Origin of the sequence: Jiangella aurantiaca, assembly GCF_004349105.1 — a bacterium.
Lineage (GTDB): Bacteria > Actinomycetota > Actinomycetes > Jiangellales > Jiangellaceae > Jiangella > Jiangella aurantiaca.
On record NZ_SMLB01000029.1, the window covers coordinates 16,687 to 43,020 of the forward strand.

A 26,334-nucleotide genomic window follows, 5' to 3' on the forward strand; every position below is an offset into this window, starting at 1 on the left:
CACCGGCATGGCTCTCGCGCAGACACCGCGGGCGCGGCGGCTCGCCTCGCCGATCCGGGAGTTCATCGCCACCCAGAACTCCGGCGCGGTGGTGTTGCTGGGGGCCACGATCGTCGCGCTGCTGTGGGCCAATTCGCCGTGGCCGGACAGCTACGACGACGTCTGGCACACCGAGTTCGCCATCCGGTTCGGCGACGCGGTGCTCGATCTGGACCTGCGCCACTGGGTCAACGACGGACTGACGGCGCTGTTCTTCTTCGTCGTCGGCCTGGAGATCCGGCGCGAGTTCGACATGGGCGAGCTGCGCGAGCGCCGCCGGGTGGCGACGCCGGTGCTGGCCGCGATCGGCGGTATGACCGCGCCGGCGCTCATCTACCTGGCCGTCAATCTCGGCGACCCGACCGCCCGCGGCTGGGCCATCGCGATGGGGACGGACACCGCGTTCGCGCTCGGCGTGCTCACGCTGGTCGGCGCGCGGGCGTCGCCGCGGACCCGGACCTTCCTGCTCACGCTGGTGATCGTCGACGACGTCGCCGCGCTCACCATCATCGCGATCGCCTACTCCGACGACGTCTCGCTGCCGGCGCTCGGCGTCGCGGTCGCGCTTTACGGTGTCGTGCTGCTGGTCAAGCACCTCGGGGTGCGCCATGGCGTGCCGTACTTCATCCTCGGCACGGGCATCTGGCTGGCGACCCTGACGTCGGGCGTCCACGCGACGCTGGCCGGTGTCGCCCTCGGACTGCTCGGCTCGGCGTATCCGCCGCCCCGGGCAGCGCTGGAGCGGGCCGGCGCGATGTGGACGCTGTTCCGCGAGCAGCCGGTGCCGGAGTACGCCCGGTCCGCCAGCCGCGTGCTGGCCACGGCCGTCTCGCCCAACGAGCGGCTGCAGCATCTCTTCCACCCCTGGACCACGTTCCTGATCGTGCCGCTGTTCGCGCTGGCCAACGCTGGGGTGGTGGTCAACGGCGACGTGCTACGCGACGCTATGACGTCGCCGATCACCCTCGGCATCGTGGCCGGGCTGGTCATCGGCAAGCCGGTCGGCATTGTCGGGATGACCTGGCTGGCCACCCGCACCCGCGGCGGCCTGCCCCTCACGACCCCGTGGCCCCAGCTGATCGGCGCCGGGACGATCGGCGGCGTCGGGTTCACGGTGTCCCTGCTCATCGCGGGCATCGCGTTCGACGGGGCGGAGCTCGAGGACGCCAAGCTCGGCATCCTCACCGCCTCCATCATCGCCAGCGTGCTGGCGCTGCTGGTCTTCCGGTTGATCGGCCGGCTGCCGCAGCGAACGCTGGCGGCCGGCCGGGATCGGCTGGCGGAGCCGATCATCGACCTCGCCGAGCCGGTCGATCCCGACGTCGACCACATCCGCGGCCCGGTCGACGGCCGGGTGACGCTGGTCGAGTACGGCGACTTCGAGTGCCCGTACTGCGGCCGCGCCGAACCGATCCTGCGCGAGCTCGTTCAGGCCTTCGGCAAGGACCTCACCTTCGTGTTCCGGCACCTGCCGTTGCCCGACGTCCACGAGAATGCCCAACTGGCCGCGGAGGCGGCGGAGGCGGCCGCGAAACAGGACAAGTTCTGGGAGATGCACGACCGCCTGTTCACGGCCCAGGACGCGCTCGGCTTCGACGACCTCGTGCGCTACGCCCAGGAGCTCGGGCTGGACGTCGATCGCTTCACCGCCGACCTGTCCTCGCGGCGCGGCGCGCTGCGGGTCACCCGCGACGTCCAGAGCGCGGAGCAGAGCGGCGTCGCGGGCACGCCCACCTTCTTCATCAACGGGCAGCGCCACTACGGCGCGTACGACATGGAGTCCCTGCGCACCGTGATCACCCGCGAGCTCGCCGCCGTACCCCGGCGGGTGAGGTGACGTACGTCGCCGAGAGTTGATCACCTCCACCCATCCCTTGATCATCAACCATCTGCGTCGTCATAGCAGCCCGAAAGGTCGATGATCATGAGAAACGCCCCGTCGGAATCACAGGCACGTGACTCACGTCCGCGGGGGCGATCTGGGCGGATGATCGGCGCAGCGCCGATCAGAGGAGGACACGATGACCACCGATCGTCTGCCCGTCGTCTTCGTCCACGGCCTGTGGCTGCACGCCGATTCGTGGACGCCGTGGGTGGGGCTGTTCCGAGAGGCCGGCTACGAACCCCAGGCGCCGGGCTGGCCGGGCGACTCGCCGACTGTCGACGAGACCCGCGCCAACGCGGACCGCGTCGCCGGCGTCGGCATCGACGCCGTCGTCGACCATTACGCGGGCATCCTGCGCGACCTGGACACGCCGCCCATCGTCGTCGGCCACTCCTTCGGCGGGCTGATCGTGCAGCGGCTGCTCGGCCAGAGTCTCGCAGCAGCGGCCGTCGCCCTGGACCCCGCCCCGATCAAGGGGGTGCTGTTCCTGCCGCCGTCGTCGCTGCGCGTGGCCTCGATCGCGCTGCGCAACCCGGCCAACCGCGGCCGCGCCGTCGCGCTGACCCGCGAGCAGTTCCGGTACGGCTTCGGCAACGCGCTGCCGCAGCAGGAGTCCGACGCGCTGTACGAGCGCTGGGCCATCCCATCGCCCGGCCGCCCGCTGTTCGAGGTCGCCTTCGCCAACCTCAACCCGTCGTCGCCGGCGAAGGTCGACACCCGCAACGCCACACGCGGGCCGCTGCTGCTGACCCTGGGCGGCAAGGACCACACCGTCGCGCCGGCCATCGTCCGCACCACCGCGCGGCTCTACCGGAAGTCGCCGGCCGTGACGGAGCTGCGGCAGTACCCCGACCGCGGCCACAGCCTCGGCATCGACAGCGGCTGGCACATCGTCGCCGACGACGTTCTCGCCTGGCTGAGAGCGAGGGGCTTCTGACGCCGTACCCTTGGGGCACCGAGCGTTCGGCGCCAGGAGGGCCGGGCAGACCGGCGATGAGAGGGTGTCGGAGGCCTCCTCGACATCGTAGGCGCAAGGCGCCGAGCCAAGGTGACCGTACCTGGGGCCATGCCCGGCCCGACGACATCAGAGGGACTGGTGGGAGGGGCAGTGCCACGACAGGGACCTGTGCTGCTGACCGTCGAGGACGATCCGGCGGTGAGCCGGGCGATCGCCCGCGATCTGCGACGCCGCTACGGATCGGACCACCGCGTCGTCCGGTCCGAGACCGGAGCCGGCGCGCTGGAGGTCCTGCGCGAGCTGACCCTGCGGGGCGAGCCGACGGCACTCATCCTGGCCGACTACCGCATGCCCGGCATGAACGGCATCGACTTCCTCGAGCAGGCCATGGACGTCGTGCCGCAGGCCAAGCGGGTCCTGCTGACGGCGTACGCGGACACCCAGGCCGCCATCCGCGCCGTCAACGACATCGACCTCGACCACTACCTCGTCAAGCCGTGGGACCCGCCCGAGGAGCACCTCTACCCGGTCCTCGACGAGCTGCTGGACCAATGGGCGCGCGACAGCCGGCCGGGCTTCGAGGGCGTCACGCTGCTGGGCCACCAGTGGGCGGCCGAGACCCAGGACCTCAAGGAGTTCCTGACCAGCAACCAGGTCCCGTACCGGCACCTGCGCGGACCCGAGGGCGCGGCGCTGCAGGAGACCGCGGCCATCCCCGACGAAGCCTTGCCGGCGGTCATCATGCCCGACGGCGTCGTGCTCACCTGCCCGCCGCTGCGCGACGTCGCGGAGCGGCTGGGCCTGGCGACCACGGCCGGCAGCCCGCTGTACGACCTCGTGGTCATCGGCAGTGGCCCGGCCGGGCTCGGTGCGGCCGTCTACGGCGCCAGTGAGGGCCTGCGTACGTTGCTCGTCGACCGCGCCGGCGTGGGCGGCCAGGCCGCCCGCAGCAGCCTGATCGAGAACTACCTGGGCTTCCCGCAGGGCGTCTCCGGCGCCGAGCTGGCGCAGCGCGCCCGCGACCAAGCGGTCCGCTTCGACGTCGAGATGCTCACCGCGGCCGCGGCCGTCGACGTCGTCGCGCAGGGCGAGGGACGGGTCGTTCGCTTCGACGATGGCCACGAGGTCACCGCGCACGCCGTCGTCATCGCCACCGGGGTCTGGTGGTCGCAACTGCCGGCCGAGGGCGCCGACGACTTCGCCGGCCGCGGCATCTACTACGGCGCGTCCGCGCACGAGGCGCCCGGCTGCAAGGGCGAGGACGTCCACATCGTCGGCGCGGCCAACTCCGCCGGCCAGGCCGCGCTGCACTTCGCCAAGTACGCCAACCGCGTCGTCATGCTGGTGCGCGGGCCGGACCTGCGGCTGCGGATGTCGGAGTACCTCGTGGAGCGGATCGAGGCCGACCCGCGGATCGAGGTGCGCACCTGCACCGAGGTCACCGCGGCCGAGGGCAACGGCCGGCTGGAACGCATCGTCGTCACCGACACCCGCGACGGCGGCACGCAGACGCTGCCCGCGACACGACTGTTCGTGTTCATCGGCGCCGAGCCGCCGACCTCGTGGCTCAGCGAGGAATTCGCGCGGGACGAGCGTGGTTTTCTCCTGACGGGCCCGGCCCTGCTCGACGACGACGGACGGCCGCCGCGCGACTGGCCGCTCGCCCGCACCCCGTACCACCTGGAGTCCAGCGTCCCGGGTGTGTTCGTCGCCGGCGACGTGCGCGCGGAGTCCGTCAAGCGCGTGGCGTCCGCCGTCGGCGAGGGTGCCATGGCGATCACGCTGGTGCACCGCTATCTGGAGGCGACGTGACCATGGGTACGCCCATCGACATCGAGGAGCTGCGCACGCTGTTCCTCTTCGAAGGCATGACCCCCGAGCAGCTGGCCGAGGTCGCCGCGAGCTGCGAGGTCCGCGCCTACCCGGCCGGCGGCACGGTCTACCGGGCCGGCGAACCGTCCATCGCGCTGTGGGTGCTGCTCGACGGCACCCTGCGGCTGGTCCGGCACGCCGACGGCGAAGAGGTCGTCGTCAACGAGACGGACTACCGCGGCTCCTACGCGGGCGCCGTCCGCGCCTTCGCGACGTCAGCCGGCGCCGCCGCCTACCCGACGTCGCTGCACGCGGTGACCGACTGCCGGTTCCTGCGCTGGCCGGCCAACGACTTCGCGGCCTTCGTGCACAAGTGGTTCCCGATGGCGGTGCACCTGTTCGACGGGCTGTACCTCGGCATCCGCACCACCGAGGCGACGGTGCGGCAGCGCGAGCACCTGGCCCAGCTGGGCACGTTGTCGGCCAACCTCGCGCACGAGCTGAACAACCCCGCGGCGGCCACCGTACGGGCGGCCGGACAGCTGCGCGACCGGGTGGCGCACATGCGGCAGAAGCTCGGCCTGATCGCGTCCGGTCCGGTCGACCCGGAGATGATCGCCGGGCTGATCACCATCCAGGAGCGCGCCGTCGAGATCGCCTCGAAGAAGCGCGACCCGCTCAGCCCGCTGCAGGAGAGCGACCTCGAGGACGAGATGGTCGACCACCTCGAGGACCTCGGCTTCGACCGTGCCGTCGACGTCGCCCCGGTCTTCGTCTCGGCCGGCCTCGACACCACCTTCTTCGACGACGTCGCCGCCGAGGTGGGTGACGCCCTCCCGTCCGCGCTGGCCTGGCTCGGCTACACGCTCGAGACCGAGGCGCTCATGGACGAGATCGAGGACGCGTCGAACCGCATCTCGACCCTGGTGGCGTCTATCAAGCAGTACACGCACCTCGACCAGGCCGCCCACCAGGAGGTCGACCTGCATCCGGGCATCGACAGCACCCTCGTGATGCTGGGGCACAAGCTCGGCGACATCGAGGTGCACCGCGCCTACGACACCACGCTGCCGCCGGTGCCCGCGTTCGCCGCCGAGCTCAACCAGGTCTGGACCAACCTCATCGACAACGCCGTCGACGCCATGGACGGCCACGGCGTGCTCGAGCTGCGCACCTACCGCGACGGCGACTACGCCGCCGTCGACGTCACCGACCACGGGCGCGGCGTTCCCGAGGAGGTCCAGGGCCGGCTGTTCGAGCCGTTCGTGACGACCAAGCCGGTCGGCCAGGGCAGCGGGCTGGGCCTGGACAACGCGAAGCGCATCGTCGAGAAGCGGCACCGCGGGACGATCGACTTCACCACCGGCCCGAAGGGGACGACGTTCACCGTCCGGCTCCCCCTGTCGCCCGGCTGACAGCCGGCCGCGCACCCTCGAGGGCTCGGCCGCTCCCGCCCGCCCGCGTTGATCTTGGAGTTGTTCGGCCATTCCGGTCCGATTCGCCCGATAGATGGCCGAACAACTCCAAGATCAACCGGCTGGGTCGGGTGCCCGAAACGGACATGGACCACAGGTCTACCCGTCACCCCTAGGACAACTTTCTGTCACCTGGGTTCGATTGGGTCGACGGCGTGACCGAGCCCCGACTGAACAGACGCACATTCCTGCAGCTCAGCGGCGTCAGCTCGGCCGCTCTCGCGTTGGGCGTCGCCGCGCCGGCGGAGGCACTCGCCGCCGTGGAGGCGACCGCGGCCGGTGAGCACGTGCCCGACGGCGTGTTCGGCCTCGGCGTCGCCTCGGGCGACCCGAGCACCAGCAGCGTTGTCCTGTGGACCCGGCTGGCGCCGCAGCCGCTGGCACCCGACGGCCACGGCGGGATGCCGCCGCGTCCGGTGCCGGTGCGGTACGAGGTGGCCACCGACGAGAGCTTCCGTCAAGTCGTCCGGCGAGGTGCCGCAGTCGCCTCGCCGGAACTCGCCCATTCCGTGCACCCGCAGGTCGACAGGCTGGAGCCGGGGCGCGAGTACTTCTACCGGTTCCACGTCGGCCGCCAGGTGAGTCCGACCGGACGCACCAAGACGCTCCCGGCCAGCGCCGACGCCGTCTTCCGGTTCGCCACCGCCTCGTGCCAGGCCTGGTACCACGGCCATTTCACCGCCTACCGGCACCTGGTCGCCGAAGATGTCGACGCCGTCGTGTTCCTGGGCGACTACATCTACGAGTACGGCATCACGTCCTCCAACCTGTGGCGCCAAGGCGCCGCCGTCACGCCCGAGCACGGCGTCGAGATCCAGACGCTGGAGCAGTTCCGGCTGCGTTACTCGCTGTTCAAGACCGACCCGCACCTGCAGGCCGCGCACGCCGCCGCGCCGTGGATCGTCACCTGGGACGACCACGAGGTACAGAACAACTACGGCGCCGACGGGTCGCGGTACGGCGTCAGCCCGGAGCACTTCGTGCACCTGCGCGCCGTCGGCTATCGCGCGTTCTACGAGAACCTGCCGGTCTCGCTGTCGGCGCTGCCGGAGGGCCCGGACAGCACGGTGTATCGCCGCTTCGGCGACGGCGGGCTGGTCCGCCTCCACGTCCTCGACACCCGGCAGTACCGCGACCCGCTCCCGATGGACGCGGCGGACCAGAATCGCGAGGACTGGACCATCCTCGGCACGGACCAGGAGGCGTGGCTCTACGACGGCCTCGCCACCTCACCGGCCCGATGGAACGTCATCGCCAACGGCGTCACGGTCGCGGCCATCACGACGAACCGCACCGACCAGTGGGACGGCTACCCGGCCAACCGGCGCCGGCTGCTGGCCGCCATGCAGACGACGAACAACCCCGTCGTGCTCACCGGCGACATCCACAGGCACGTCGCCGCCGAGCTGAAGGCCGACTTCGCCGACCCCGCCTCGGCCACCGTCGGCGTCGAGCTGATCTGCACGTCGATCGCCTCCGACGGCGACGGCGCGCCCACGGACGCCTACACCCCCGACTGGGTCCAGCACCCGTACGTCAAGCTCTACGACGGCCGCCGCGGGTACGTGCACGTCACGCTCACGCCAGAGGCCATGACGTCGGAGTTCAAGATCGTGCCGTGGGTCGAGGCCGACGCCACCGCGCCACTGGAGACCGTCGCCCGTTTCGTCACGCCGGCCGGCGCGCCGGGTCTGGAGCGCCTCCCATGAGCGGCCGCCACGTCCGCACCGTCACCGGCCTGCGCGCCGAGGGACAGCTCGGCCGCATCGTCCTGGACTGGACGCCGGTTCCCTGGGACACCGTCGTCGATCACTATGCGGTGTACGGCGCGCCCGACGCCGCCGACGTCGAGGTCAGCCCGGCGACGCTGCTCACGAAGACGGTCTACCCGCGCTTCGTGCACGGCAGCCTCGGCGGCAACGCCCGCCGGTTCGCCTACCGCGTCGTCACCGTCGACGCCGCCGGCGCTCGCAGCCGGCCGTCGGCACCGCTCGCGGCCAGCAGCCAGGTCTCGGTGACGTCGACCGGCTCACCGCTCGCGGTGGTCGGCCGGTACGACGGCAAGGGCCTGGAGTTCGCGCTGTCGCCCAACGGCTACAGCCGCTACCCGGCGACGTTCCCCAACGGCGTCGACTTCCGAGTAGGCACCGACGCGCCCGGAACCGGCTGGAGCTACCTGCAGCCGGGTCCGGCGGACTCGTGGGCCGGCCGGCGGACGCACACGTTCCGGCTCCGGTTCGACCTGACGGCGGCCCCGGCGGGCGAGATGTGGCTGGCGATCTGGTTGATCGACAGCCATGCCACCATCCCCGGCTCGGCGGTCCTTGACGTCAACGGGACGACGGTGGACCGGCTGCGGTTCGAGGGCGGCGCGACCCGCGGCTCGCTGGAGGGCGACGCCACGGTGCCCGGCACCCGGCTGCGCCCCTCGTACCTGGAGCGGCCGCTGCCAGCCGGGCTGTTCCGGCCCGGCGAGAACGTCCTGACGCTGGTCAAGGACGAGGGGTCCTGGATCGCCTGGGACGCGATCGGCCTGTTCGAGGTCTGAGTCGGCTCAGCCGACTGCGGTGGGCTGCACGACCGACCCGTCGGCCATGCGCAGCCGCAGCGTGCCGACGGCGGTGGCGGCCAGCTCGCCGGCGCGGTCGCCCTCCGGGTCGACCGCGAGCACGTGGCCGACGCGGTCGTTGTTGTCGCGCGGCCGGCGGACCGCCCCAGGAACGTCGAGCTGCCAGCGGGCGACCGCCGGGTTCGCGTCCAGCTCGTCGCGGCCGTCGACGCCGGTGACGATGCCGTCGACCGGCGGCAGCACGAACGCGACCGCGGCCGTACCGGTCGCGGTGGCGTCGAGATCCGGCGTCCGGCCGAGCGCGAGGTCGACCAGCAGCGCCAGCGGGTTCACCCCGGTCACGGTGCGGACCAGGTCGAACACGTAGCCGCCGCCCTGCCGCGGGTTGATCTCGACGATACGGGGTCCCGACGGCGTCAGGCGTAGCTCGGTGTGGCTCAGGCCGTGGGAGTAGCCGATCGCCGTCAGCGCGGCTCGGACGTGCTCGGTCACCTCGGCGGCGACGGACGGCGGCAGCGGCGCCGGGAAGACGTGCCCGGCCTCGACGAACGAGGGCGTCACGCTCTTGCCGGTGATGCCGAGCACCGTCGTCTCGCCGGCGACGGTGACCGCCTCGACGCTGACCTCGGGCCCCTGGAGGACCTCCTCCAGCAGCAGCCGGCGGACCAGCGGCTGGTTCCGGGTGTTCCGCTCGACGCCGGTGACCTCGTAGAACGCGTCCTTCAGCGCGGCCTCGCCGTCGACCAGGTGCACCGACGTGCCGGAGTTGAGGTCGACCGGCTTCGCGACCAGCGGGAACCCCAGCTCCGCCGCGCCGGCCAGCGCGTCCTCCCACGTCGCGGCGACGGCGAACCGCGGGCCGGGCAGCCCGGCCCGCTGCAGCACCGTCCGGACCGCGTCCTTGCGCACCGCCCGCCGCATGATGTCCGGCGAGGCACCGGCCAGCCCGAGCATCCGGCTCAGCTCGGCGACCGCGTCGAGGTAGTAGTCGCAGGTCGTGAGCACGCCGTCGACGCGCCGGCGGCAGACGATGCCGATGACGGCGCCGGTCATTGCGGCGCGGTCGTTCGTGTCGACGACGATCACCTCGTCGGCGTCGCGCACCACCGGGTGCGGCGCGCCGTCGACGTCCGGGTACAGGGCCGGGTCCTTGGTGAACAGGATGTAGTCGTGGCCCAGCTCGCGCAGCAGCGGCGGCAGCGCGAGCCCCGTCGACTGCACCCAGCTCTCCACCATGAGCAGCGTCGCCACGTCAGCCACCCGCCCGGGCCAGGATGGCCGAGTTGATGACGTCGTTCACCGGGTGCACCTCCGCGAGGATCTCGAAGCCGTCGAGAGCGGTCGGCTCGACCAGCGGATAGAGCAGCGTGCGCAGCCCCCGGGCGCTGCGAACGAGTAGGAGAGCGCCCGGCCGCATCGTTCGCGCGAGCCGGCCGAGGATGCGCCGCTTGGCCTCGGCGGTCTCGCCGACCAGCGCCGCGAGCACGACGACGTCGTAGCCGGACAGGTCCGCGTCCAGGACGTCGACCTCGCGGAAGCAGAGCGCGTCGTACCCGAGTGCCGCTGCGACCCGGGCGCCGGCCGCCAGCGCCACCGGGTCGCGGTCGAGGTTGTCGACGTGGACGTCGAGGTCGCCGGCCAGGTGCAGCGAGCTCAACGGCAGCGGGCCGGAACCGACGAACGCCAACGACCGCGCCCGCCGTGGCAGCGCCGACGCCAGGATGCCGATCTCCATCCGGCTGAGCTGCCGGTAGTTGCCGAGGTACGGGAACCGAGCCAGCTCGTCGCGCGGCACCGGGCCGGCGACGATGCGGTTCGCCCAGGCCAGCTCCAGCTCGCCCTCGCCCCGGCCGCACAGCGCGCGCAGTCTCGGGGCGAGCTCCTGGATCTCGACGTCGTTCAGGACCGCCGGGACGGTCTCGGCGGGAGCGGTGAGCACGAGCCCGACCAGCCGGGCGAACAGCCCGTCGACCTCCGGCCCGGGACGGAGGTCGTCGAGGCCCGCCAGTTCGCGGTACACGTCGCTCACCGACGCAGTAATGTCGTCCGCCGTGAGCCGGCGACGGTCGGTCAAGTCGGTTTGACCGATTATGTTGCTAGTGAGACTCATGTTCATCGCGGCTGATCATGGCACAGACGAGTGCCGCCGCGCTGACGAACACGCGAAGAACCGCCGCCGGGCTCAGCCCTGCTCGGTCGGGACGAGAATCAGCTCGGCCACGTTGAGCCGAGCCGGCACGGCGACGGCGTACGCGATCGCCTCGGCGATGTCGTCGGAGGTGATCGTCTCCATCGACCCACGCCATTCCGCCAGCCGCTCCCTGTTGGCGCCGTCCAGCATCCCGTCGCCCAGCTCGGTCGGGACGAGCCCTGGTTCGACGTTCTTGACCCGGACCCGGCGGGGCCCGAGCTCGGCTCGCAGGTTCCGGGTCAGGTGCGCGACGGCGGCCTTGGTCGCGTCGTAGACGGCGTAGTGCGGGAAGACCTGGTGTCCGCCGATCGACCCGACGTGGACCAGGTCGGCCGGGCCGCCATCGGCCGCGGCGGCGATGAGATCGTCGGCGAAGGCGCGGCCCGTGTAGAGCAGGCCGTTGACGTTCGTCGCGATCATCTGGTCCCACTCGCGGGTGTCGGCCGCCTCGAACGGCGCGGCCTGCATGACACCGGCGTTGGCGACCACGAGGTCGGCGCGGCCCAGTTCGGCGCGGACGGTGGAGGCCGCGGCAGACAGCGCCTGGTGATCGGTCACGTCGACGGGGAGCGCGAGCGCGCCGATCTCCGTGACGAGTGCCTTCAGCCGGTCCTCACGGCGGCCGACGACGGCGACGGCGGCACCGTCGGCGGCGAGCCGGCGGGCCGTCGCCTCACCGATCCCGCTCGTCGCGCCGGTGACCACCGCGACGCGGCCGGCCAGTCTGTCAGTGCTCTGTGCTGTAGTCATGTCTCCACCGTCGGCCCGGACGAACGGTCCAACCAGACCGCGTGACGACCAGGAGGACCGACCCTGGGAGTCGCACGGCCACCCAGCGGCGCCGGCCGCGGTCATACGCTCATGGCATGGCTGATGGTGACAACCGGCTCGGCGAATACCTGCGGGCGCGGCGCGAGCTCGCCCGCCCGGCCGACGTCGGGCTGCCCGACGGTCACGGCCGGCGGCGGGTGCCAGGGCTGCGCCGCGAGGAGGTCGCGATGCTGGCCGGCGTCAGCGCCGACTACTACGTCCGCCTCGAGCAGGGCCGCGACAAGCATCCGTCCGAGCCGGTCATCGAGTCGCTGGCCCGGGTGCTCGGCCTCGACGACGACGCCGTCGCCCACCTGCGCGAGCTGGCCCGCCCGGCCACGCGGCGGCGCCGGCCGCACCCGCGGCCGGAACGAGTGAGCCCGGGCGCGGCGCGGCTGATCCAGAGTTGGGCTTTCACGCCGGCGCTCGTGGTGGGCCGGTACCTCGACGTGCTGGCGGCCAATCCGCTGGCCGCCGCGCTCAACTCGTGCCAGCGCCCGGGCGCCAACCAGGTGCGCTCGTTCTTCCTCGACCCCGTAGCGCGCGATGTCTACCCGGACTGGGAGGCGCTCGCCGCCGACACCGTCGCCAGCCTGCGCGCCGCCGCCGGTGCCGACCTCGACGACCCGCGGCTCACCGAGCTGGTCGGCGAGCTGTCGCTGAAGAGCGAGGTGTTCCGCCGGCTCTGGGCCCGCCACGACGTGCGCGCGAAACTGGCCGGCACCAAGCGGTTCCGGCATCCGATGGTCGGCGAGCTCACGCTGGAGTACGAGACCCTGGCCGTCACCAGCGCGCCCGGCCAGCTGGTGATCGCCTATCACGCGGAACCGGGCAGCCCGTCGGAGCAGGCGCTCGCGCTGCTCAGCAGCACCATCTCCCCGGCGGTGGCCGGAAATCCCGCTGCGGCCGACCACACGCGCATGTGACGATCGAGAGCATGCGCCCGACGGCGTCTTCACGGCGCGGAACGGGCGCCGTGGCTGGCACCCGCGATACCGGTGGATGCCCGCGAAACCGGCGGCTGCGGCGGGGATCGGCCCGGCGTCCGTCGGTTTCGCGGGCATCCACCGGTTTCCAGCTCCCTCTGGACACTCCCTGTTGATCTTGGAGTTGTTCGGCAATTGGGGGATGAAATGTCCGATGGATGACCGAACAACTCCAAGATCAACACTGGCCGGGGGGCGTTCCCCCGGAGGAGGCCAGCGAGCCAGACCTAGCTGCGGCCGTGAGCGAGCAGCGTCCGCACCGCCCACACCGTCTGGTAGCCGCGCCACTCCAGGGCGCCGGCCGCCGACGCCGAGGCGAAGTCGACGATCCAGCCGCCGTCGTCCTGCTGCAGCCCCTCCAGCCGGTCGAGGTCCTTCTCGACGGCGTCCGGGTCGAGCAGTGCCCGCAGCGGCCCGCCGGGCTCCGGCGACAGGTCGAGCAGGTGCATCGCCTCGCCCTCGATGCCGCCCTCGACCGGGACGCCGCCGTCGGCCGGAACCAGGCGGCTGAGGCGCTCCAGCTGGGCGGCCGCCTCGGGCCGGCTGTCGTGGACGGCGTCGAGGAAGACCAGCGAGAACATCAGCTCGTGGGCGCGCGGCCGCTCGGTCGCGGCGATGGCACGCAGGCAGAAGTCGGCGGCGCGCTCCAGCCAGGGGTGCCCGGCGACGACGGGGTCCAGGCGGGCCGCGCGGTGGGCCTGGCCGGCGACCGCGCTGGTGATCTGCAAGGACGATTCCGACGGGTCGGCGCCGATCCACCAGTGCGAGGTGCCGGCGGGTTCGGTGACCGGCAGCGCGAACGGCAGCCCGCCGTCGGGCAGCGTCACCGACGCCAGCCAGTCGCACAGCGGGCCGGCGAGGCCACCGTCGCCGGGGCCGGTCTCGGCCAGCACCTCGAACGCGTGCAGCGCGGCGCCGGGCTGGCTCTCCGGTGAGCGCAGGTCCGGCTCGAGGCCCCAGCCGAAGCCGCCGTCGGGGTTGCGGTAGCCGGCCAGCGCGGCCAGCGTCGCCGTACGGTCGCCGGAGCCGGTCAGCAGGGCGAACCGGAGCCGGTCGAGCTGGCGGGCGTGGCCGGCCATGAACGCGGAAGCAGCGGTGATGTCCATGCCGCCATACTCGCGCGTCCGGCCGGGTTCGGCTTGAAGGTTTCGGACGTCAGCGGGCGCCGACGAGCTCCGCCTCGGCGCACCGCTCTACGTGCGGCTCCACGCACGGCTCGTCGGCCGTTGACATCGCCGTCCGGCGGGCCAGGCTGAGCAGCAGCACGCCGGTCAGGACCGCCGTCGCCAGAACCAGCCAGCCGGCGGTACGGACGCCGCCACCGTCGATAACGGCGCCGACGACCAGCGCGACCGGCAGGAAGGCCAGCCAGGACAGCGCGCTGACGCCGGACGCGACGCCGGTGCGGACGGTGGACGGGACCGCGTCGTGCAGCAGCTTCGAGAGATGGATGCCGAACAGGATGGTGAGCAGCGCCAGCAGTACCTGGGCCGGCACGATCAGCACCGCGGCGGCGCCGGTGGTGAGCACCAGTCCGGCCGCGGCGAGCAGGACGGTGGCGCCGGCGGCGATCCGCCGGTCGTCCAGCCGGACCCGGCCGGCCAGCGCCCCGGCGAAGCCGAACGCCGCCATCAGCGCCGCCCAGTAGGGACCGAACGCGACCGCCGGCACGGCCAGTGCGACCAGCCAGAGCGGGCCGAATTCGATCAACAGCGACGTGGTGACGGCGGCCAGCACCATCGCCAGCACGATCGGCCGCACCTGACCGCGGCGCCCGAGAGTCCGGTAGGTCTGACCGAGGTGCGTGCGCAGCGACTCCGACTGCCCGGTCTCGTGCAGCCGCGGCTCGCGGAACCGCAGCAGCGCCACGATCGCCAGGAGCACGAACGGCACCGTCAGGAAGTAGGTCATGCGCGTCGACAACATGCCGGCCAGCCAGCCGCCGGCCAGTGCGCTGGACATCAGCGCGGCGCTCTCGCCCAGCCGGATCCGGCCGATGCTGCGCTCGTACAGGTCGCTGCCGCCCGTCTCCTCCAGCACGGTGTCGTAGACGACGGCGTCCAGGGTGCCGCTGGACATCGCGAAGTAGACGCCGAGGGACATGGCGCTGACCATGTACAGCGGCACGCCGGTGCTAAGACCCCCGATCAGCGAGGCGCCCACCATGCCGATCGTCCCGGTGAGCAGCACCGACCGACGGCTCCACCGGTCGGCGAGAATGCCGGACGGGATCTCGATCAGCGGCACGACCGCGGCGTAGACGGCGGCCATGATGCCGATGGTGACCGGGTCGAACCCGATCTCGCTCATGAACAGCTTCTCGATCGGCACCCACAGCAGGACGCCCTGCAGGACGACGGCCAGCTGCAGCGGACGCAGCCGACGACGCAAGGTGCTCGGGTAGGGCTCGCGCTTCGACATGGCGGTCTCCGTGACGACGGGACGGGTTCTGCCCGTGCAGTGTCAGCGGGACCGCGGAACGTTACGCCGTCAGCCGGAGGAATCTCGGAACGCGGCCAGCAGCCGCTCGCGGTCCTCGGGTGACAGCGGCACGCCGCCGGACAGCCCGGCCAGGACGTCGGTGGTCTGCCGCACCTGGTCGACGTAGAGGTGGCAGCCGTCGCAGAGCGAGATGTGGTCGACCACGCGGCGCTCGGCGGCGGGGTCGAGGTCACCGTCGAGGAACGCGGTGACCAGCTCGACCAGCTCGGCGCAGGCGAGGTGGTCGACGGGGTCGTTCAGCGACTCGGTCACGGCCGCACCTCCTCTCCGGCACCGACGGCGGCGCGGTCGAAGTAGCGCTCCAGCCGGAGCCGGACACTCGCCCGGGCCCGGTGCAGCAGCACCCGCTGGTTCGCCGCCGAGACCTCCAGTATCGAGCACACCTCGGCGGCGTCGTAACCGTGCACGTCGCGCAGGGTGACGACCACGCGTTGCCGGGCCGGCAGCTCGGCCAGCGCGGCGGCCACCTCGGCCCGGACCTCGGCCGCCAGCAGCGCCTCTTCCGGCCCGGGCCACGGCACCGGCGGCCGCCGCCAATGGCCGGAGAGCTCGTGGCCGGGCCCGAGAAACCGGGCCGGGTCGACGGTGGGGCCGCCTCCGTCGCCGACTTCGCCGGCGGGGCCGAGGCTGCTGGCCGGGACCGTCCGCGCCTCGCGGCCGCCGCGCCGCCGGGCGGTGTTCGCCACGATGCGGTAGACCCAGGTGCGCAGCGACGACCGGCCGGCGAACGTGCCGATGCCGCGGACGACGGCGAGCCAGGCCTCTTGCACGACCTCGGCCGCGGAGTCCTCGGTCGAGACGTAGACCCGGGCCAGCCGCCTCATGCCGGGCGACCACGCGTCCACGACCTGCGCGAACGCCGTCTCGTCACCGGCCAGCAGCAGGCCGGTGAGCACGTCGTCGGGCGGCAGCTCGGGAGGCGGCACCGAATCAGCATGGCATCGGCCGCCGACATTGTCGGGGGCGCACGGCATGCTGGTCTCCTGCCGGGAGGAACGAGGAGGTTCCCTATGGACCACGCCATCCAGGCCGAGGGGCTCGTGAAACGCTTCGGCAAGACCACGGCGCTCGACGGTGTCAGTCTCAGCGTGCGCACCGGGACGGTGCTCGGGCTGCTCGGCCCCAACGGTGCCGGCAAGACCACCGCCGTCCGCATCTTCGCCACCCTGCTCAGGCCCGACGACGGCCACGCCTCGGTCGGCGGCTACGACGTCGGGCGGCAGGCGCACCAGGTGCGGCAGCTCGTCGGGCTGACCGGCCAGTACGCCGCAGTCGACGAGATGCTCACCGGCACTGAGAATCTGCTGCTCATCGGCCGGTTGCTGGGTATGCCACGGCCCGCGGCCAAGCAGCGGGCCCGCGAGCTGATGTCCGACTTCGACCTCGCCGGCGCCGCCGACCGCGCCGCCAAGACCTACTCCGGCGGCATGCGGCGCCGGCTCGACCTCGCCGCCAGCCTGGTCGGCCGGCCGTCCATGCTGTTCCTCGACGAACCCACCACCGGCCTCGACCCGCGCGCCCGGAACGAGCTGTGGGCGCTCATCCGCGGCCTGGTCGCCGGCGGCGTCACGGTGCTGCTGACGACGCAGTACCTCGACGAGGCCGACGCGCTGGCCGACGAGATCACCGTCATCGACCACGGCCGGGTCATCGCCGCCGGCACGCCCGACGAGCTCAAGGCCAAGACCGGCTCGCAGAAGCTGGTGGTGCGGCCCGAGGACGAGTCGCATCTGCCGGTCGTCACCTCCGTCGTGGCCGAGCTGACCGAGACGACCCCCGAGGTCGACGGCGCCCGGGTCACGGCCCCGGTCACCGACCCCGCCGTGCTGCCGGCCGTGGTCCGGCGGCTGGACGACGCCGGGGTGCTGGTCACCGAGCTGACGCTGCGCGGTGCCAGCCTCAACGAGGTGTTCCTCTCGCTCACCGGGCGGCCGGTCGAGGACGAGACCGATTCCGAGTCCGAAGGGAGGCCGGCATGAGCACCGTCACCGCCACCCGGCCGACACCGGCCGAGCTGAGCCCGCACGTCGGCGTCGGCGAGGGCATCAGGCAGACCATGACGCTGGCCTGGCGCACCATCGTCCAGGTCCGGCACAACCCGTGGGAGCTGGGCGACTTCAGCATCCAGCCGATCATGTTCGTGCTGCTGTTCACCTACGTGTTCGGCGGCGCCATCGCCGGGTCGACAGGCGAATACCTCACGTTCGCCCTGCCCGGCATCATCGTGATGAACATGCTGTTCATCACCATGTACGTCGGCACCGGGCTGAACATCGACCTCACCAAGGGCGTGTTCGACCGGCTGCGCTCGCTGCCCATCGCCCGGTGGGCGCCGATGGCCGGCCGCATCATCGCCGACCAGGTGAAGCAGGCATGGTCGATCTTCCTGCTGCTGGTCATCGGCTTCATCCTCGGCTTCCGCATCGGCACCGACGTCTGGTCGCTGCTGGCCGCTGTCGGGCTGATGCTGGTGTTCGCACTGGCGTTCTCGTGGGTATCGGTGCTGGTCGGTGTGCTGGCGAAGGATCCTGAGAAGGTGCAGCTGTTCGGGTTCACGGCGCTGTTCCCGGTGACGTTCGTCAGCAACGTCTTCGTGCCCACGAACACCATGCCGAGCTGGCTGCAGCCAATCGTCGAGGCCAACCCGGTCACCATCCTGTCCGACGCCTGCCGGGCCCTCATGGTCGGCGACGACACCGCCGGAACCCAGTGGCACGTCGCCTCGGCCACCACGCCGGCCATCCAGTCGATGATCTGGGCGGCCGCCATCGCCGCGGTGTTCGCGCCGCTCTCCGTCTGGGCGCTGCGCCGCAAGGTCTGACCGAGGTCCGCGACTGTGGCGGGTTTCTGCCATGGCGGCGATCGGACAGCGTCGGCCCCTCGGCAGAGACCGCCACGCGCCCTTAGGCTCCCGGGCATCCGCGCCGCTTTCGGCGCCTCTGCCCGGGAGGTCCCATGCGCCGGTCTCGCACGTTGCTCACGCTCTGCGCCGCCGGTCTCCTGGTCGCGGCGGCCGCACCGGGCGCCGCGGACCCGGCGCCGTCCGGCCCGCTCCCCCGGCCGGTGGCGGACGGCGCCGGCTCCAGCACGACGGTCACCCTGGTCACGGGGCACCGGCTGCAGGTAGACACGTTCGCCGACGGCCGGCACGCGATCACCGCGCTGCCCGCGCCGGGGGCCATCCGGGCGAACCTCAAGGTGGTCGAGCGGCCGGAGGGCCTCTACGCGATCCCGGCCGAGGCCGAGCCGTACCTCGCGGCCGGATCATTGGACCGCGAGCTGTTCAACGTCACCGGGCTGATCGAGCAGGGCTACACCGGCGACGCGCTGCCGCTGATCGTGACCTACCTCGGCGGCACCGCCCGCACGGCCGCGACCACCGCCACCGCCGCGGCGCCGCCTGAGTACGCCGTCGTCACCGCCACCCTCGAGAGCGTCGGCGCGGTCGCCATCGAGGCGCCGGTCGACCACCTCGCCGCCTTCTGGACCGACGTCGCCGGAGATCTCCCGACCACGGAAGGCGCCCGCCGGGCCGCGCCGGCCATCGAGAAGGTCTGGCTGGACGCCAAGGTCCGGCCCACGCTGTCCGAGAGCGTGCCGCAGGTCGGCGCGCCCGCTGCGTGGGCGGCCGGCTACGACGGCACCGGCGTCACCGTCGCGGTCCTCGACACCGGCTACGACCCCGCGCACCCGGACCTCGCCGGCCAGGTCACGCAGGCCGCCGACTTCTCCGGCACGACCGTCCAGGACGCCAACGGTCACGGCACCCACGTGGCGGCCACGGTCGCCGGCACCGGCGCGGCGTCCGGAGGTGCCCGCCGCGGCGTGGCGCCCGGCGCCGACCTGCTGATCGGCAAGGTCATCGGGGCCGACGGCACCGGCCAGAACTCCTGGCTGATCGAGGGCATGGAGTGGGCGGTCGCGCAGGGCGCGGACATCGTCAGCATGAGCCTGTCCAGCGAGGTCACCGACGGCTCCGACCCGCTCAGCCAGGCGGTCAACAGCCTGACGGCGGGGAGCGGGACGCTGTTCGTGGCGGCGGCCGGCAACGAGGGCCCCGGCGCGACCAGCGTCCGGGCGCCGGGGGTCGCCGACGCCGCGCTGAGCGTGGGCGCCGTCGACAAGTCCGACGTGCTGGCCGGGTTCTCCAGCCGCGGCCCGCGACTCGGCGACGGCGCGATCAAGCCGGAGATCACCGCGCCGGGGGTGGCGATCGTCGCCGCTCGGGCGGCCGGGACGTCGCTCGGCGACCCGGTCGACGCGCTCCACACCAGCCTGGACGGCACCTCGATGGCGACGCCGCACGTGTCCGGCGCGGCCGCGCTGATGCTCCAGCGGCACCCGGACTGGACGGCGGACCGGCTGAAGCGGGCGCTCGTCCAGTCCGCGCACGAGCTGGACGACTACACCGTCTACGAGCAGGGCGCCGGCCGCCTCGACGCCGCCCGCGCCGTCACCCAGACCACGTTCGCCGACACCGCGACGCTGAACCTCGGTACCTACGACTGGCCGCACGACGGCACCGACCCGCTGGTCACCCGCAGCGTCACGTACACCAACGACGGCACCACACCGGTCGTCCTGACCCTCGACGCGAGCCTGACCGGCGCGGCCGCCGGACCCGCCCCGGCCGGCATGCTGACGCTGAGCCGGCCGGAACTGACGGTCCCGGCCGGCGGCACCGCGAGCGTCGACGTCACGCTGAACCCGAACGTCGGCGACCCCGACGTCTACGGCGGCCGTGTCACGGCCCGCTCGGCCGACGGCACCGTCGTCGTCCACACCGTCATCGGCGTCACGAAGGAACCGCGGACCATCGAGGTGACCGTCGAGGGCATCGACCACGCGGGCGCGCCGGCGGCCGGCACCAGCTCGGCGGAACTGTGGAGCCTCGACACCGACTGGTGGGGCACCGGGTACTTCGGCCGCAAGGGCGGCGGCAGCGGACCGGCGGTGTTCCGTGTGCGGCCGGGCACGTACAGCCTGCTCGGCTTCCTGTTCACGCCGGACGAGTCCGGCGAGCAGGCCCGCGAGGTGGCCGTCGTCGGCGACACCGAGCTGGAGCTCACCGACGACACCCACCTCGTGCTCGACGGGCGCACGGCCACCCGGATCGCCGCCGACACCCCGGAGCCGGCCGAGCATCAGGGGCTCACGCTCGGCTGGTACCGCAGCTCCGAGGAGCACATGTTCAACCTCAAGTACATGCTCGACCAGTACATCGACGTCGCGTACGCCGCGCCGACCGAGCCGGTGGAGCGGGGCACGTTCGAGTTCTCCAGCCTGTGGGAGCTGTTCGCGCCGGAGCTGGCGCTGCGGGTCGGCGACACCGAGCTCGAGACGGAGTACGCGATCGGCTCGCCGAAGCTCGATGGTCGCCACCGCTACCCCCTCGCCGATGCCGGCACCGGTACGCCCGCCGAGCTGGCCGGCCGCGACCTCACCGGCACGGCCGCGCTGGTCCGCCGCTCCGACGAGGTGGGAGTCGACGCACAGGTGGCCGCGGTGGCCGCCGCCGGAGCGGAGGCCGTCATCGTCCACCACGACCGGCCGGGCTGGCTGCTGGAGCACATCGGCGACGCCACCTCGGTCCCGGTGGTGACGATCTCGCAGGCCGACGGCGCCGCGATCCTCGACCTGATCGCCGCCGGCACGGCACCCGAGGCGCGGTTCGACGGCATCGCCGTCAGCCCCTACCTCTACGACCTCATGCAGGCCGAGGCCGGGCACATAGCGGCGTCGCTCGAGTACCAGGTGCGCCCGCGCGACCTCGCCGAGCTGGACACCACGTACGTCGCGACCGGCCCGGAGCACCTGGGCAACGAGGCGCGGCACGCCTTCCGGCCGTACGACAACTACTCCATCCGCAGTCCGCGCGAGGTGCCGCTGCCGTCGCACCGCGACGAGTGGGTCTCGCCAGGCGACACGCGCTGGCAGCAGTTCGTGTGGGCGCAACGGCTGCTCGTCGGCGGCATGATCGAGGGCGAGCGCACGTACACGGCGGGCGAGTCCGACCCGCGGTCGTGGTTCGGCCCCGTGGTCCGGCCGGGGGTCCCGCTCGACACCGATCATTACGGCCAGTACGGCATGCCCGGCTTCCGCGAGGGCGACGAGCTCACCGTCCTGGTCCGCTCGTTCCTCGACGGCAACGACCGCAACGGCGACGAGACCGGCGACGACACCACCGCTGCCCGGCTCTACCGCGACGGCGAGCTCGTCGCGCAGCGCGACGCGGTGTACGGCAGCTGGCCGGCGACGGCGGAGCCGGCGACGTACCGGCTGGAGCTGGACGTCGACCGCGACGCGCCCTGGTGGGAGCGGTCGACGTCCACCCGCACGGCGTGGACGTTCACGTCGGCGCGGCCGGCCGGTGGCGAACGCGCGCCGCTGCCGCTGCTGCAGGTCGACTACGCCGTGGACGTGGACCAGTGGGGCGCCGTGAGCGACCGCGCCCGCACCCGGATCGGACTGACGGTGCACCGGCAGGCCGCGGCCGACCCCGTCGACGGCGGCGGGCTGCGGCTCTGGGCCTCCTACGACGACGGCGCCAGCTGGCAGGCCGCACGGGTCACCCGTCGCGGGGCGGCGTATGCCGCGCTGCTGGACCCCGAGCGTGGCGCTGACGCCGTCAGCCTCCGGGTCGAGGCGTGGGACGGCGACGGCAACCGGATCGAGCAGACGGTGGAGCGCGCCTACGGGCTGCGCTGACCGGCCACACCCGGGCCAGGGGTGTAGCCGTCGAGCCAGCCGTGCTGGGCGGCGTGCCAGCCCAGTTGCAGCCGGGTGGACACCTGGGCGCGGTCGAGCAGCGCGCTGATCCGCCGGTGCACGGTGCGGAGGCTCAGGCCGAGCTGAGTGGCGATCGCCTTGTCCGTCAGCCCGGCCAGCAGTAGCGACACCAGCTGCGCGTCGGCCGGCGGCAGCCACGACGGCCGGCCGTCCGCCGGACGCGCCGTCAGCGCGGACAGCTCGAACGCTCGCTCCCACAGCGACTCGAACAGCGCGATCAGCGCCGCCAGCAGACCGCTGCGGTGCACGACCATGAACGTCGGCTCGGTCTCGGAGTCGTCCTGCGTCAGTGGCACGAACGCCTCCGAGCCGTCGATCAACGCGAACTTCACCGGCAGCTCGTCGACGACGCGGGCCTGTTCGCCGGCCGCGACGTACCGCGCGACGGCCGCGCTGCCGCCGTCGGACTCCAGCACCGACCGCTCGTAGACGGCGCGCGCGGTGACGCCGCGGGCGAGCAGGTCCAGCTCGGTGTCGTTGGCCTCATGCGGGATCGCGAACGGCGGTTTGACCAGTACCAGCACCTCGCGCTCGGCCCGCCGTTGCAGCTGCTGGAACCGCTGCGCGACGGCCGGCCGCCCGACGACGACCTCGACCAGCTCGGCCGCCTCCCGCGGCCGGCGGCTGGCCCGGTACCGGCGCAACAGCTCGTCGACGGCCCGCCGGGTCTCGTGCAGCTCGGCCTGGCGCTGCAGGATCAGCGGCTCGATCGCGATGTCGGGCGGCGTGGCGAGGAACCGCGGCGTCCGGTCGGCGGTGCGGCTCATCAGCCCCTTGGACTCGAGCGACGCGAGCGCCGCGGTGGTCTCGCCGAACGACAGCCCGAGCCGGGTGGCGATGGCCGCCGCGGTGTCGGCCGGGGAGTCGACGAGCGCGCCGTACACCTGCTCCTCGACGGCGGTGACGCCCGCGGCTTCCAGCATCCGGCCACGGTAGCCCGGCGATCAGGCCGGGAACAGCTCCGGCAGCAGCCGGTGGGCGTCGGCCCGGGCCGGCGCGACGGCGTCGTCCGGGGCCGACGACGCCGGCCAGCGCAGCGTCGTCCCGATGTCGGCCCAGCCGCCGACGGTGGCGAGGAACTTGTCCAGCGCCGGGTTGGACAGGCCGGCGGCCTGCAGGGGATCGATGTGCCGGCGGAAGAATCCGGAGATGCGCGCCTGCAGGTCGAGCGCATCCTCGGGGTCGGTGGTCATCATCCGGTACCAGGCGACGGCGCCGCGCGGCGACATCGCGGCGACGTTCGAGTAGCTGCCGTGCGCGCCGCGGGCGATCCCCGTCGCCAGCAGGTGGCCCGGCACGAAGACCGACAGGTCGCCGGCCAGCTCGGTCATCGCGGTGTACCAGTCCTCGTCGCCGCCGGCCATCTTCACGCCGATGAGCGAGGGCGTCGCCGCGGCCGCCCGCGCCAGCAGCGCCGGTCCGACCTGCGTCTTGGCGTGCGGCGGATTGTAGAGCACCAGCGGCACCGGCCCGGCGGCCTCCGCCGCGCCGGCGAGGAAGCGCACGACCTCGTCGTCGTTCAGCGGCACCCAGTCGGGCAGGATCACCTGGATCGCGCCCGGATCCAGCGCCGCGGCCCGGCGGATCCGGCCCAGCATCACCGGCGTCGCGGGGTGCGAGCCGCCCAGCTGGAACGGCCGCCCGGCCGCCTCACACCGCGTCGCCAGCACCTCGTTGACGCGGTCGAACTCGTCCTCGTCGATGGCGTGGAACTCCCCCGCCGTCCCGTGCGCGTAGACGCCGTCGACTCCGCTGGCGACGAGGGTGTCGACCTGCGCGGGCAGCCGGCCCCAGTCGATCGAGCCGTCGCCGCCCAGGGGCAGCAGCACTGTTCCCCACACGCCTCTGACATCGACCGCTCGCAGTGCCTTCATGAGGATGACCCTAGAGGGCCATGATGGGCGCATGCGCATCGTCGTCGTCGGCGGGACCGGTCATGTCGGCACGTACCTGATCCCGCGGCTGGTCGCCGCCGGACACCAGGTCGTCAACCTCAGCCGCGGCGCCCGGGCGCCGTACGCGGACCATCCGGCATGGGGTCAGGTCGACCAGCTCGTCGTCGACCGTGAGGCGGAGGACCGCGCCGGGACGTTCGCCGGCCGGGTCGCCGATCTCGCGCCGGACGTCGTCGTCGACATGGTGTGCTTCACCGAGGAGTCCGCGCACCAGCTGATCGACGGCCTGCGCGGCCGGGTGGCGCACCTCGTGCACTGCGGGTCGATCTGGATGCACGGGCCGAGCCGGTCCATCCCGCTGGCCGAGGACAGCGAGACGGTGCCGTTCGGCGAGTACGGCGTCCAGAAGGCTGCCATCGCCCGGCTGCTGATCGACGAGACCGCGCGCGGCGGGCTGGTGACGACGTCCTTGCATCCGGGGCACATCAGCGGGCCGGGCTGGCATCCGATCAACCCGCTGGGCAACCTCGACCCGTCGGTGTGGACGGCGCTGGCCTCGGGTGCGCCGCTGCCGGTGCCGGGCATCGGCGCGGAGCTGTTGCACCACGTGCATGCCGACGACGTCGCGCAGGGCTTCCAGCTGGCGATCGAGAACCGCGACGCCGCGGCCGGCCAGGCATTCCACGTGACGGCGCCGTCGGCGCTGACGGTGCGCGGGTTCGCCGAGTACGCTGCCGGGTGGTTCGGGCGGACACCGTCGCTGGAGTTCGTGAGCTGGGACGAGTTCCGGGCCCGCACGGCGCCGGAGTACGCCGAGCAGAGCTGGGACCACCTGTCGCGCAGCCAGTTCGCGTCGATCGACAAGGCGCGGCGGCTGCTCGGGTACGCCCCGCGGTACGCGCCGGGGGAGGCGGTCCGCGAGGCGGTCGAGTGGCTCGCGCGCCACGGGGAGCTCGACCTCGAGCTCAGCGCCGGATGAGATAGGTGGCGAACAGCACCACCGACGCCGTCGAGCTGAGCAGCCGGACATGGTTCCAGGCGGTCCAGCGGGACAGGTAGTGCTCCCAGACCTCGGCGCCGGCGCCGCTGGCCGGGTCGGCGCCGGCGAGCTGGTCGTTGAGCGGGACGTTGGCGGCCATCGTCACGACGAAGGTGCCGACGAGGATCACCGCGGCCGCGGCGAGCAGCAGCCCCGACGCCGGCCGGTCCAGCCGGAAGAACGTGGCGATCGTCAGCCCGAGCGAGACCAGCGCCGTCCCGCCGAACGCCAGCCCGAATACCGGGTTGAGGATGACGACGTTGATCTCCTGCATCGCGGCGATCGCCTCGGGGACGGGCCGGCGCGACAGGGCCGGCATCAGGGCGACGGAGCAGAAGAACCACAGGCCGGCCATGAGGGCGCTGCCGGTGATCGCGATGACGGTGGCGGTGGTCTCGAGGCGGTCGGACATGGCCGGTCTCCTTCGTCTGTCTCGTGGGTGTGCGGTGGTCAGGCGGTCCACACGCCGGTGGCGGCGGCGTCGCGGGCGTAGTCGGTGAAGTCCTTGGGTGCGCGGCCCAGGGCGCGCTGGACACCGTCGGCCAGGGAGGCGTTGCGGCCGTCGAGGACCTCGCGGAACAGGTAGCCGATCAGCCAGGCGATGTCGGACGGCAGGCCCTCGGCCTCCAGCGCCGCGCTGTAGTCGTCGAGCGGGACGGGGACGAACGCGATCTCGCGGCCGGTGGCCTTCGCGATCTCGGCGACCGCCTCGGCGAACGTCAGCAGCCGCGGCCCGGTCAGCTCGTACAGCTCGCCGACGTGCCCGTCCTCGGTCAGCGCCGCGACCGCGACGTCGGCGATGTCGTCGGCGTCGACGAACGGCTCCGGCACGTCGCCGGCCGGCAGCGCGACCTCGCCGGCGAGGATCGGCTCGAGCAGGTAGTTCTCGTCGAAGTTCTGGTTGAACCAGGCGCAGCGGACGATCGTCCACTCCAGCCCGGACTCCTGCACGACCCGCTCGGCGGCCTGCGCCTCCTCCTCGCCGCGGCCCGAGAGCAGGACCAGCCGCTCGACGCCGGCCGCGCGGGCGGCCTCGCTCAGCGCGGTGACCGCCTCGACCGCACCGGGGATGGCGAGGTCCGGGTAGTACGAGACGTACACTCGGCGGACCCCGGCGAGCGCGGCCGCCCACGTCGACCGGTCGGTCCAGTCGAACGGGAACTCGCCCGACCGCGACCCCACGCGGACGTCGACGCCGCGGGCGGTGAGCCGCTCGACGATCCGGCCGCCGGTCTTGCCGGTGCCGCCGAGGACGAGGGTGGTGGTTGTGGTGTTCATGTCGTTCTCCTTGTGTGCTGGTGGACTTGTCGTCCAGTCAAGCAGCGCGTGCTCGGCGGATCTATGACTGTCTGGCCGCCGTTCATGCTCGATCGTCCAGCAGCTT

At 72.8% G+C, this 26,334-nt stretch carries 22 protein-coding genes; 11 read left to right on the plus strand and 11 right to left on the minus strand.

Annotation, left to right across the window (positions count from 1 at the left end):
- Positions 1–7 precede the first annotated feature (7 nt).
- From nhaA to E1262_RS19150, 6 genes are all read left to right on the plus strand, one after another.
- Positions 8–1,876, plus strand: coding sequence for a Na+/H+ antiporter NhaA (gene nhaA / locus E1262_RS19125; protein ID WP_132104732.1), 1,869 nt, complete (start codon positions 8–10; stop codon positions 1,874–1,876).
- 184 nt (positions 1,877–2,060) lie between these two features.
- Positions 2,061–2,861: an alpha/beta hydrolase gene (locus tag E1262_RS19130; protein WP_132104733.1), complete on the plus strand. Its 801-nt coding sequence runs from the start codon at positions 2,061–2,063 to the stop codon at positions 2,859–2,861.
- A gap of 159 nt (positions 2,862–3,020) precedes the next feature.
- Positions 3,021–4,694 (plus strand): NAD(P)/FAD-dependent oxidoreductase, encoded by a 1,674-nt coding sequence (locus E1262_RS19135; RefSeq protein WP_420810543.1) that lies wholly within the window; start codon positions 3,021–3,023, stop codon positions 4,692–4,694.
- Between the two features lie 2 nt (positions 4,695–4,696).
- Complete coding sequence (locus tag E1262_RS19140) at positions 4,697–6,109, plus strand: ATP-binding protein (protein ID WP_132104778.1); 1,413 nt, start codon at positions 4,697–4,699, stop codon at positions 6,107–6,109.
- Positions 6,110–6,324: 215 nt separating this feature from the next.
- A complete protein-coding gene (locus E1262_RS19145) occupies positions 6,325–7,878 on the plus strand; it encodes an alkaline phosphatase D family protein (protein WP_132104734.1) in 1,554 nt (517 codons plus the stop codon).
- On the plus strand, positions 7,875–8,717 hold the full coding sequence (locus tag E1262_RS19150; RefSeq protein ID WP_132104735.1) for a polysaccharide lyase family protein: 843 nt from the start codon (positions 7,875–7,877) through the stop codon (positions 8,715–8,717). Before E1262_RS19145 ends, E1262_RS19150 begins: the two co-directional genes overlap by 4 nt.
- 6 nt (positions 8,718–8,723) lie before the next feature.
- Here the strand turns inward: E1262_RS19150 and E1262_RS19155 are convergent, their stop codons facing one another.
- From E1262_RS19155 to E1262_RS19165, 3 genes are all read right to left on the minus strand, one after another.
- On the minus strand, positions 8,724–9,989 hold the full coding sequence (locus E1262_RS19155) for an ATP-grasp domain-containing protein (protein ID WP_132104736.1): 1,266 nt from the start codon (positions 9,987–9,989) through the stop codon (positions 8,724–8,726).
- 1 nt (position 9,990) lies between these two features.
- Positions 9,991–10,767, minus strand: coding sequence for a nicotianamine synthase family protein (locus E1262_RS19160; RefSeq protein WP_162605994.1), 777 nt, complete (start codon positions 10,765–10,767; stop codon positions 9,991–9,993).
- Between the two features lie 153 nt (positions 10,768–10,920).
- A complete protein-coding gene (locus E1262_RS19165) occupies positions 10,921–11,679 on the minus strand; it encodes an SDR family oxidoreductase (protein ID WP_132104738.1) in 759 nt (252 codons plus the stop codon).
- A gap of 116 nt (positions 11,680–11,795) precedes the next feature.
- Here E1262_RS19165 and E1262_RS19170 point away from each other — a divergent pair, with 116 nt between their 5' ends.
- On the plus strand, positions 11,796–12,665 hold the full coding sequence (locus E1262_RS19170; protein WP_132104739.1) for a helix-turn-helix transcriptional regulator: 870 nt from the start codon (positions 11,796–11,798) through the stop codon (positions 12,663–12,665).
- Positions 12,666–12,952: 287 nt separating this feature from the next.
- On the opposite strand, the gene E1262_RS19175 is transcribed toward E1262_RS19170, so the two are convergent.
- The 4 genes from E1262_RS19175 to E1262_RS19190 form a co-directional block, all read right to left on the minus strand.
- A complete protein-coding gene (locus E1262_RS19175) occupies positions 12,953–13,831 on the minus strand; it encodes a hypothetical protein (RefSeq protein WP_132104740.1) in 879 nt (292 codons plus the stop codon).
- Positions 13,832–13,880: 49 nt separating this feature from the next.
- A complete protein-coding gene (locus E1262_RS19180; protein WP_132104741.1) occupies positions 13,881–15,146 on the minus strand; it encodes an MFS transporter in 1,266 nt (421 codons plus the stop codon).
- A 69-nt stretch (positions 15,147–15,215) separates the two neighbouring features.
- Entirely contained in the window at positions 15,216–15,479 is a 264-nt protein-coding gene (locus E1262_RS19185; protein WP_203454051.1) for an anti-sigma factor family protein, read from the minus strand.
- Positions 15,476–16,153 (minus strand): RNA polymerase sigma factor, encoded by a 678-nt coding sequence (locus tag E1262_RS19190; protein ID WP_238992984.1) that lies wholly within the window; start codon positions 16,151–16,153, stop codon positions 15,476–15,478. Before E1262_RS19190 ends, E1262_RS19185 begins: the two co-directional genes overlap by 4 nt.
- An 84-nt stretch (positions 16,154–16,237) precedes the next feature.
- Here E1262_RS19190 and E1262_RS19195 point away from each other — a divergent pair, with 84 nt between their 5' ends.
- The 3 genes from E1262_RS19195 to E1262_RS19205 all read left to right on the plus strand — a co-directional run bounded on the left by E1262_RS19195 (position 16,238) and on the right by E1262_RS19205 (position 21,935).
- Positions 16,238–17,206, plus strand: coding sequence for an ATP-binding cassette domain-containing protein (locus E1262_RS19195; protein WP_132104743.1), 969 nt, complete (start codon positions 16,238–16,240; stop codon positions 17,204–17,206).
- Positions 17,207–17,283: 77 nt separating this feature from the next.
- Complete coding sequence (locus E1262_RS19200; RefSeq protein WP_420810544.1) at positions 17,284–18,048, plus strand: ABC transporter permease; 765 nt, start codon at positions 17,284–17,286, stop codon at positions 18,046–18,048.
- Between the two features lie 134 nt (positions 18,049–18,182).
- Complete coding sequence (locus E1262_RS19205) at positions 18,183–21,935, plus strand: S8 family serine peptidase (RefSeq protein WP_132104745.1); 3,753 nt, start codon at positions 18,183–18,185, stop codon at positions 21,933–21,935.
- Here the strand turns inward: E1262_RS19205 and E1262_RS19210 are convergent.
- The gene (locus E1262_RS19210) at positions 21,920–22,939 is read right to left on the minus strand and encodes a helix-turn-helix transcriptional regulator (RefSeq protein WP_132104746.1); all 1,020 of its coding nucleotides are present in this window, start codon (positions 22,937–22,939) and stop codon (positions 21,920–21,922) included. The genes E1262_RS19205 and E1262_RS19210 overlap by 16 nt on opposite strands.
- Before the next feature lie 21 nt (positions 22,940–22,960).
- Positions 22,961–23,890 carry a dihydrodipicolinate synthase family protein gene (locus E1262_RS19215; RefSeq protein ID WP_132104747.1) on the minus strand — a complete coding sequence of 310 codons (930 nt, stop codon included), beginning with the start codon at positions 23,888–23,890 and terminating at the stop codon, positions 22,961–22,963.
- A gap of 31 nt (positions 23,891–23,921) precedes the next feature.
- Between E1262_RS19215 and E1262_RS19220 the strand changes: the two genes are divergently transcribed.
- Positions 23,922–24,890, plus strand: a complete 969-nt coding sequence (locus E1262_RS19220) for an NAD-dependent epimerase/dehydratase family protein (protein ID WP_132104748.1) — start codon at positions 23,922–23,924, stop codon at positions 24,888–24,890.
- Here the strand turns inward: E1262_RS19220 and E1262_RS19225 are convergent.
- Positions 24,877–25,362 carry an anthrone oxygenase family protein gene (locus E1262_RS19225; RefSeq protein WP_132104749.1) on the minus strand — a complete coding sequence of 162 codons (486 nt, stop codon included), beginning with the start codon at positions 25,360–25,362 and terminating at the stop codon, positions 24,877–24,879. The two genes, E1262_RS19220 and E1262_RS19225, sit on opposite strands and share 14 nt — an antisense overlap.
- Before the next feature lie 38 nt (positions 25,363–25,400).
- Positions 25,401–26,228 (minus strand): NAD(P)H-binding protein, encoded by an 828-nt coding sequence (locus tag E1262_RS19230; protein WP_132104750.1) that lies wholly within the window; start codon positions 26,226–26,228, stop codon positions 25,401–25,403.
- Positions 26,229–26,334: the final 106 nt, after the last annotated feature.

Bases quoted from the DNA above. Each gene is read 5' to 3' on its own strand.
- E1262_RS19165 (WP_132104738.1), bottom strand. From the start codon at position 11,679: ATGACTACAGCACAGAGCACTGACAGACTGGCCGGCCGCGTCGCGGTG.
- E1262_RS19230 (WP_132104750.1), bottom strand. From the start codon at position 26,228: ATGAACACCACAACCACCACCCTCGTCCTCGGCGGCACCGGCAAGACC.
- E1262_RS19150 (WP_132104735.1), top strand. From the start codon at position 7,875: ATGAGCGGCCGCCACGTCCGCACCGTCACCGGCCTGCGCGCCGAGGGA.
- E1262_RS19195 (WP_132104743.1), top strand. From the start codon at position 16,238: ATGGACCACGCCATCCAGGCCGAGGGGCTCGTGAAACGCTTCGGCAAG.
- E1262_RS19220 (WP_132104748.1), top strand. From the start codon at position 23,922: ATGCGCATCGTCGTCGTCGGCGGGACCGGTCATGTCGGCACGTACCTG.
- nhaA (WP_132104732.1), top strand. From the start codon at position 8: ATGGCTCTCGCGCAGACACCGCGGGCGCGGCGGCTCGCCTCGCCGATC.
- E1262_RS19175 (WP_132104740.1), bottom strand. From the start codon at position 13,831: ATGGACATCACCGCTGCTTCCGCGTTCATGGCCGGCCACGCCCGCCAG.
- E1262_RS19225 (WP_132104749.1), bottom strand. From the start codon at position 25,362: ATGTCCGACCGCCTCGAGACCACCGCCACCGTCATCGCGATCACCGGC.
- E1262_RS19170 (WP_132104739.1), top strand. From the start codon at position 11,796: ATGGCTGATGGTGACAACCGGCTCGGCGAATACCTGCGGGCGCGGCGC.
- E1262_RS19200 (WP_420810544.1), top strand. From the start codon at position 17,284: ATGACGCTGGCCTGGCGCACCATCGTCCAGGTCCGGCACAACCCGTGG.
- E1262_RS19215 (WP_132104747.1), bottom strand. From the start codon at position 23,890: ATGAAGGCACTGCGAGCGGTCGATGTCAGAGGCGTGTGGGGAACAGTG.
- E1262_RS19140 (WP_132104778.1), top strand. From the start codon at position 4,697: ATGGGTACGCCCATCGACATCGAGGAGCTGCGCACGCTGTTCCTCTTC.
- E1262_RS19130 (WP_132104733.1), top strand. From the start codon at position 2,061: ATGACCACCGATCGTCTGCCCGTCGTCTTCGTCCACGGCCTGTGGCTG.
- E1262_RS19180 (WP_132104741.1), bottom strand. From the start codon at position 15,146: ATGTCGAAGCGCGAGCCCTACCCGAGCACCTTGCGTCGTCGGCTGCGT.
- E1262_RS19210 (WP_132104746.1), bottom strand. From the start codon at position 22,939: ATGCTGGAAGCCGCGGGCGTCACCGCCGTCGAGGAGCAGGTGTACGGC.
- E1262_RS19205 (WP_132104745.1), top strand. From the start codon at position 18,183: ATGCGCCGGTCTCGCACGTTGCTCACGCTCTGCGCCGCCGGTCTCCTG.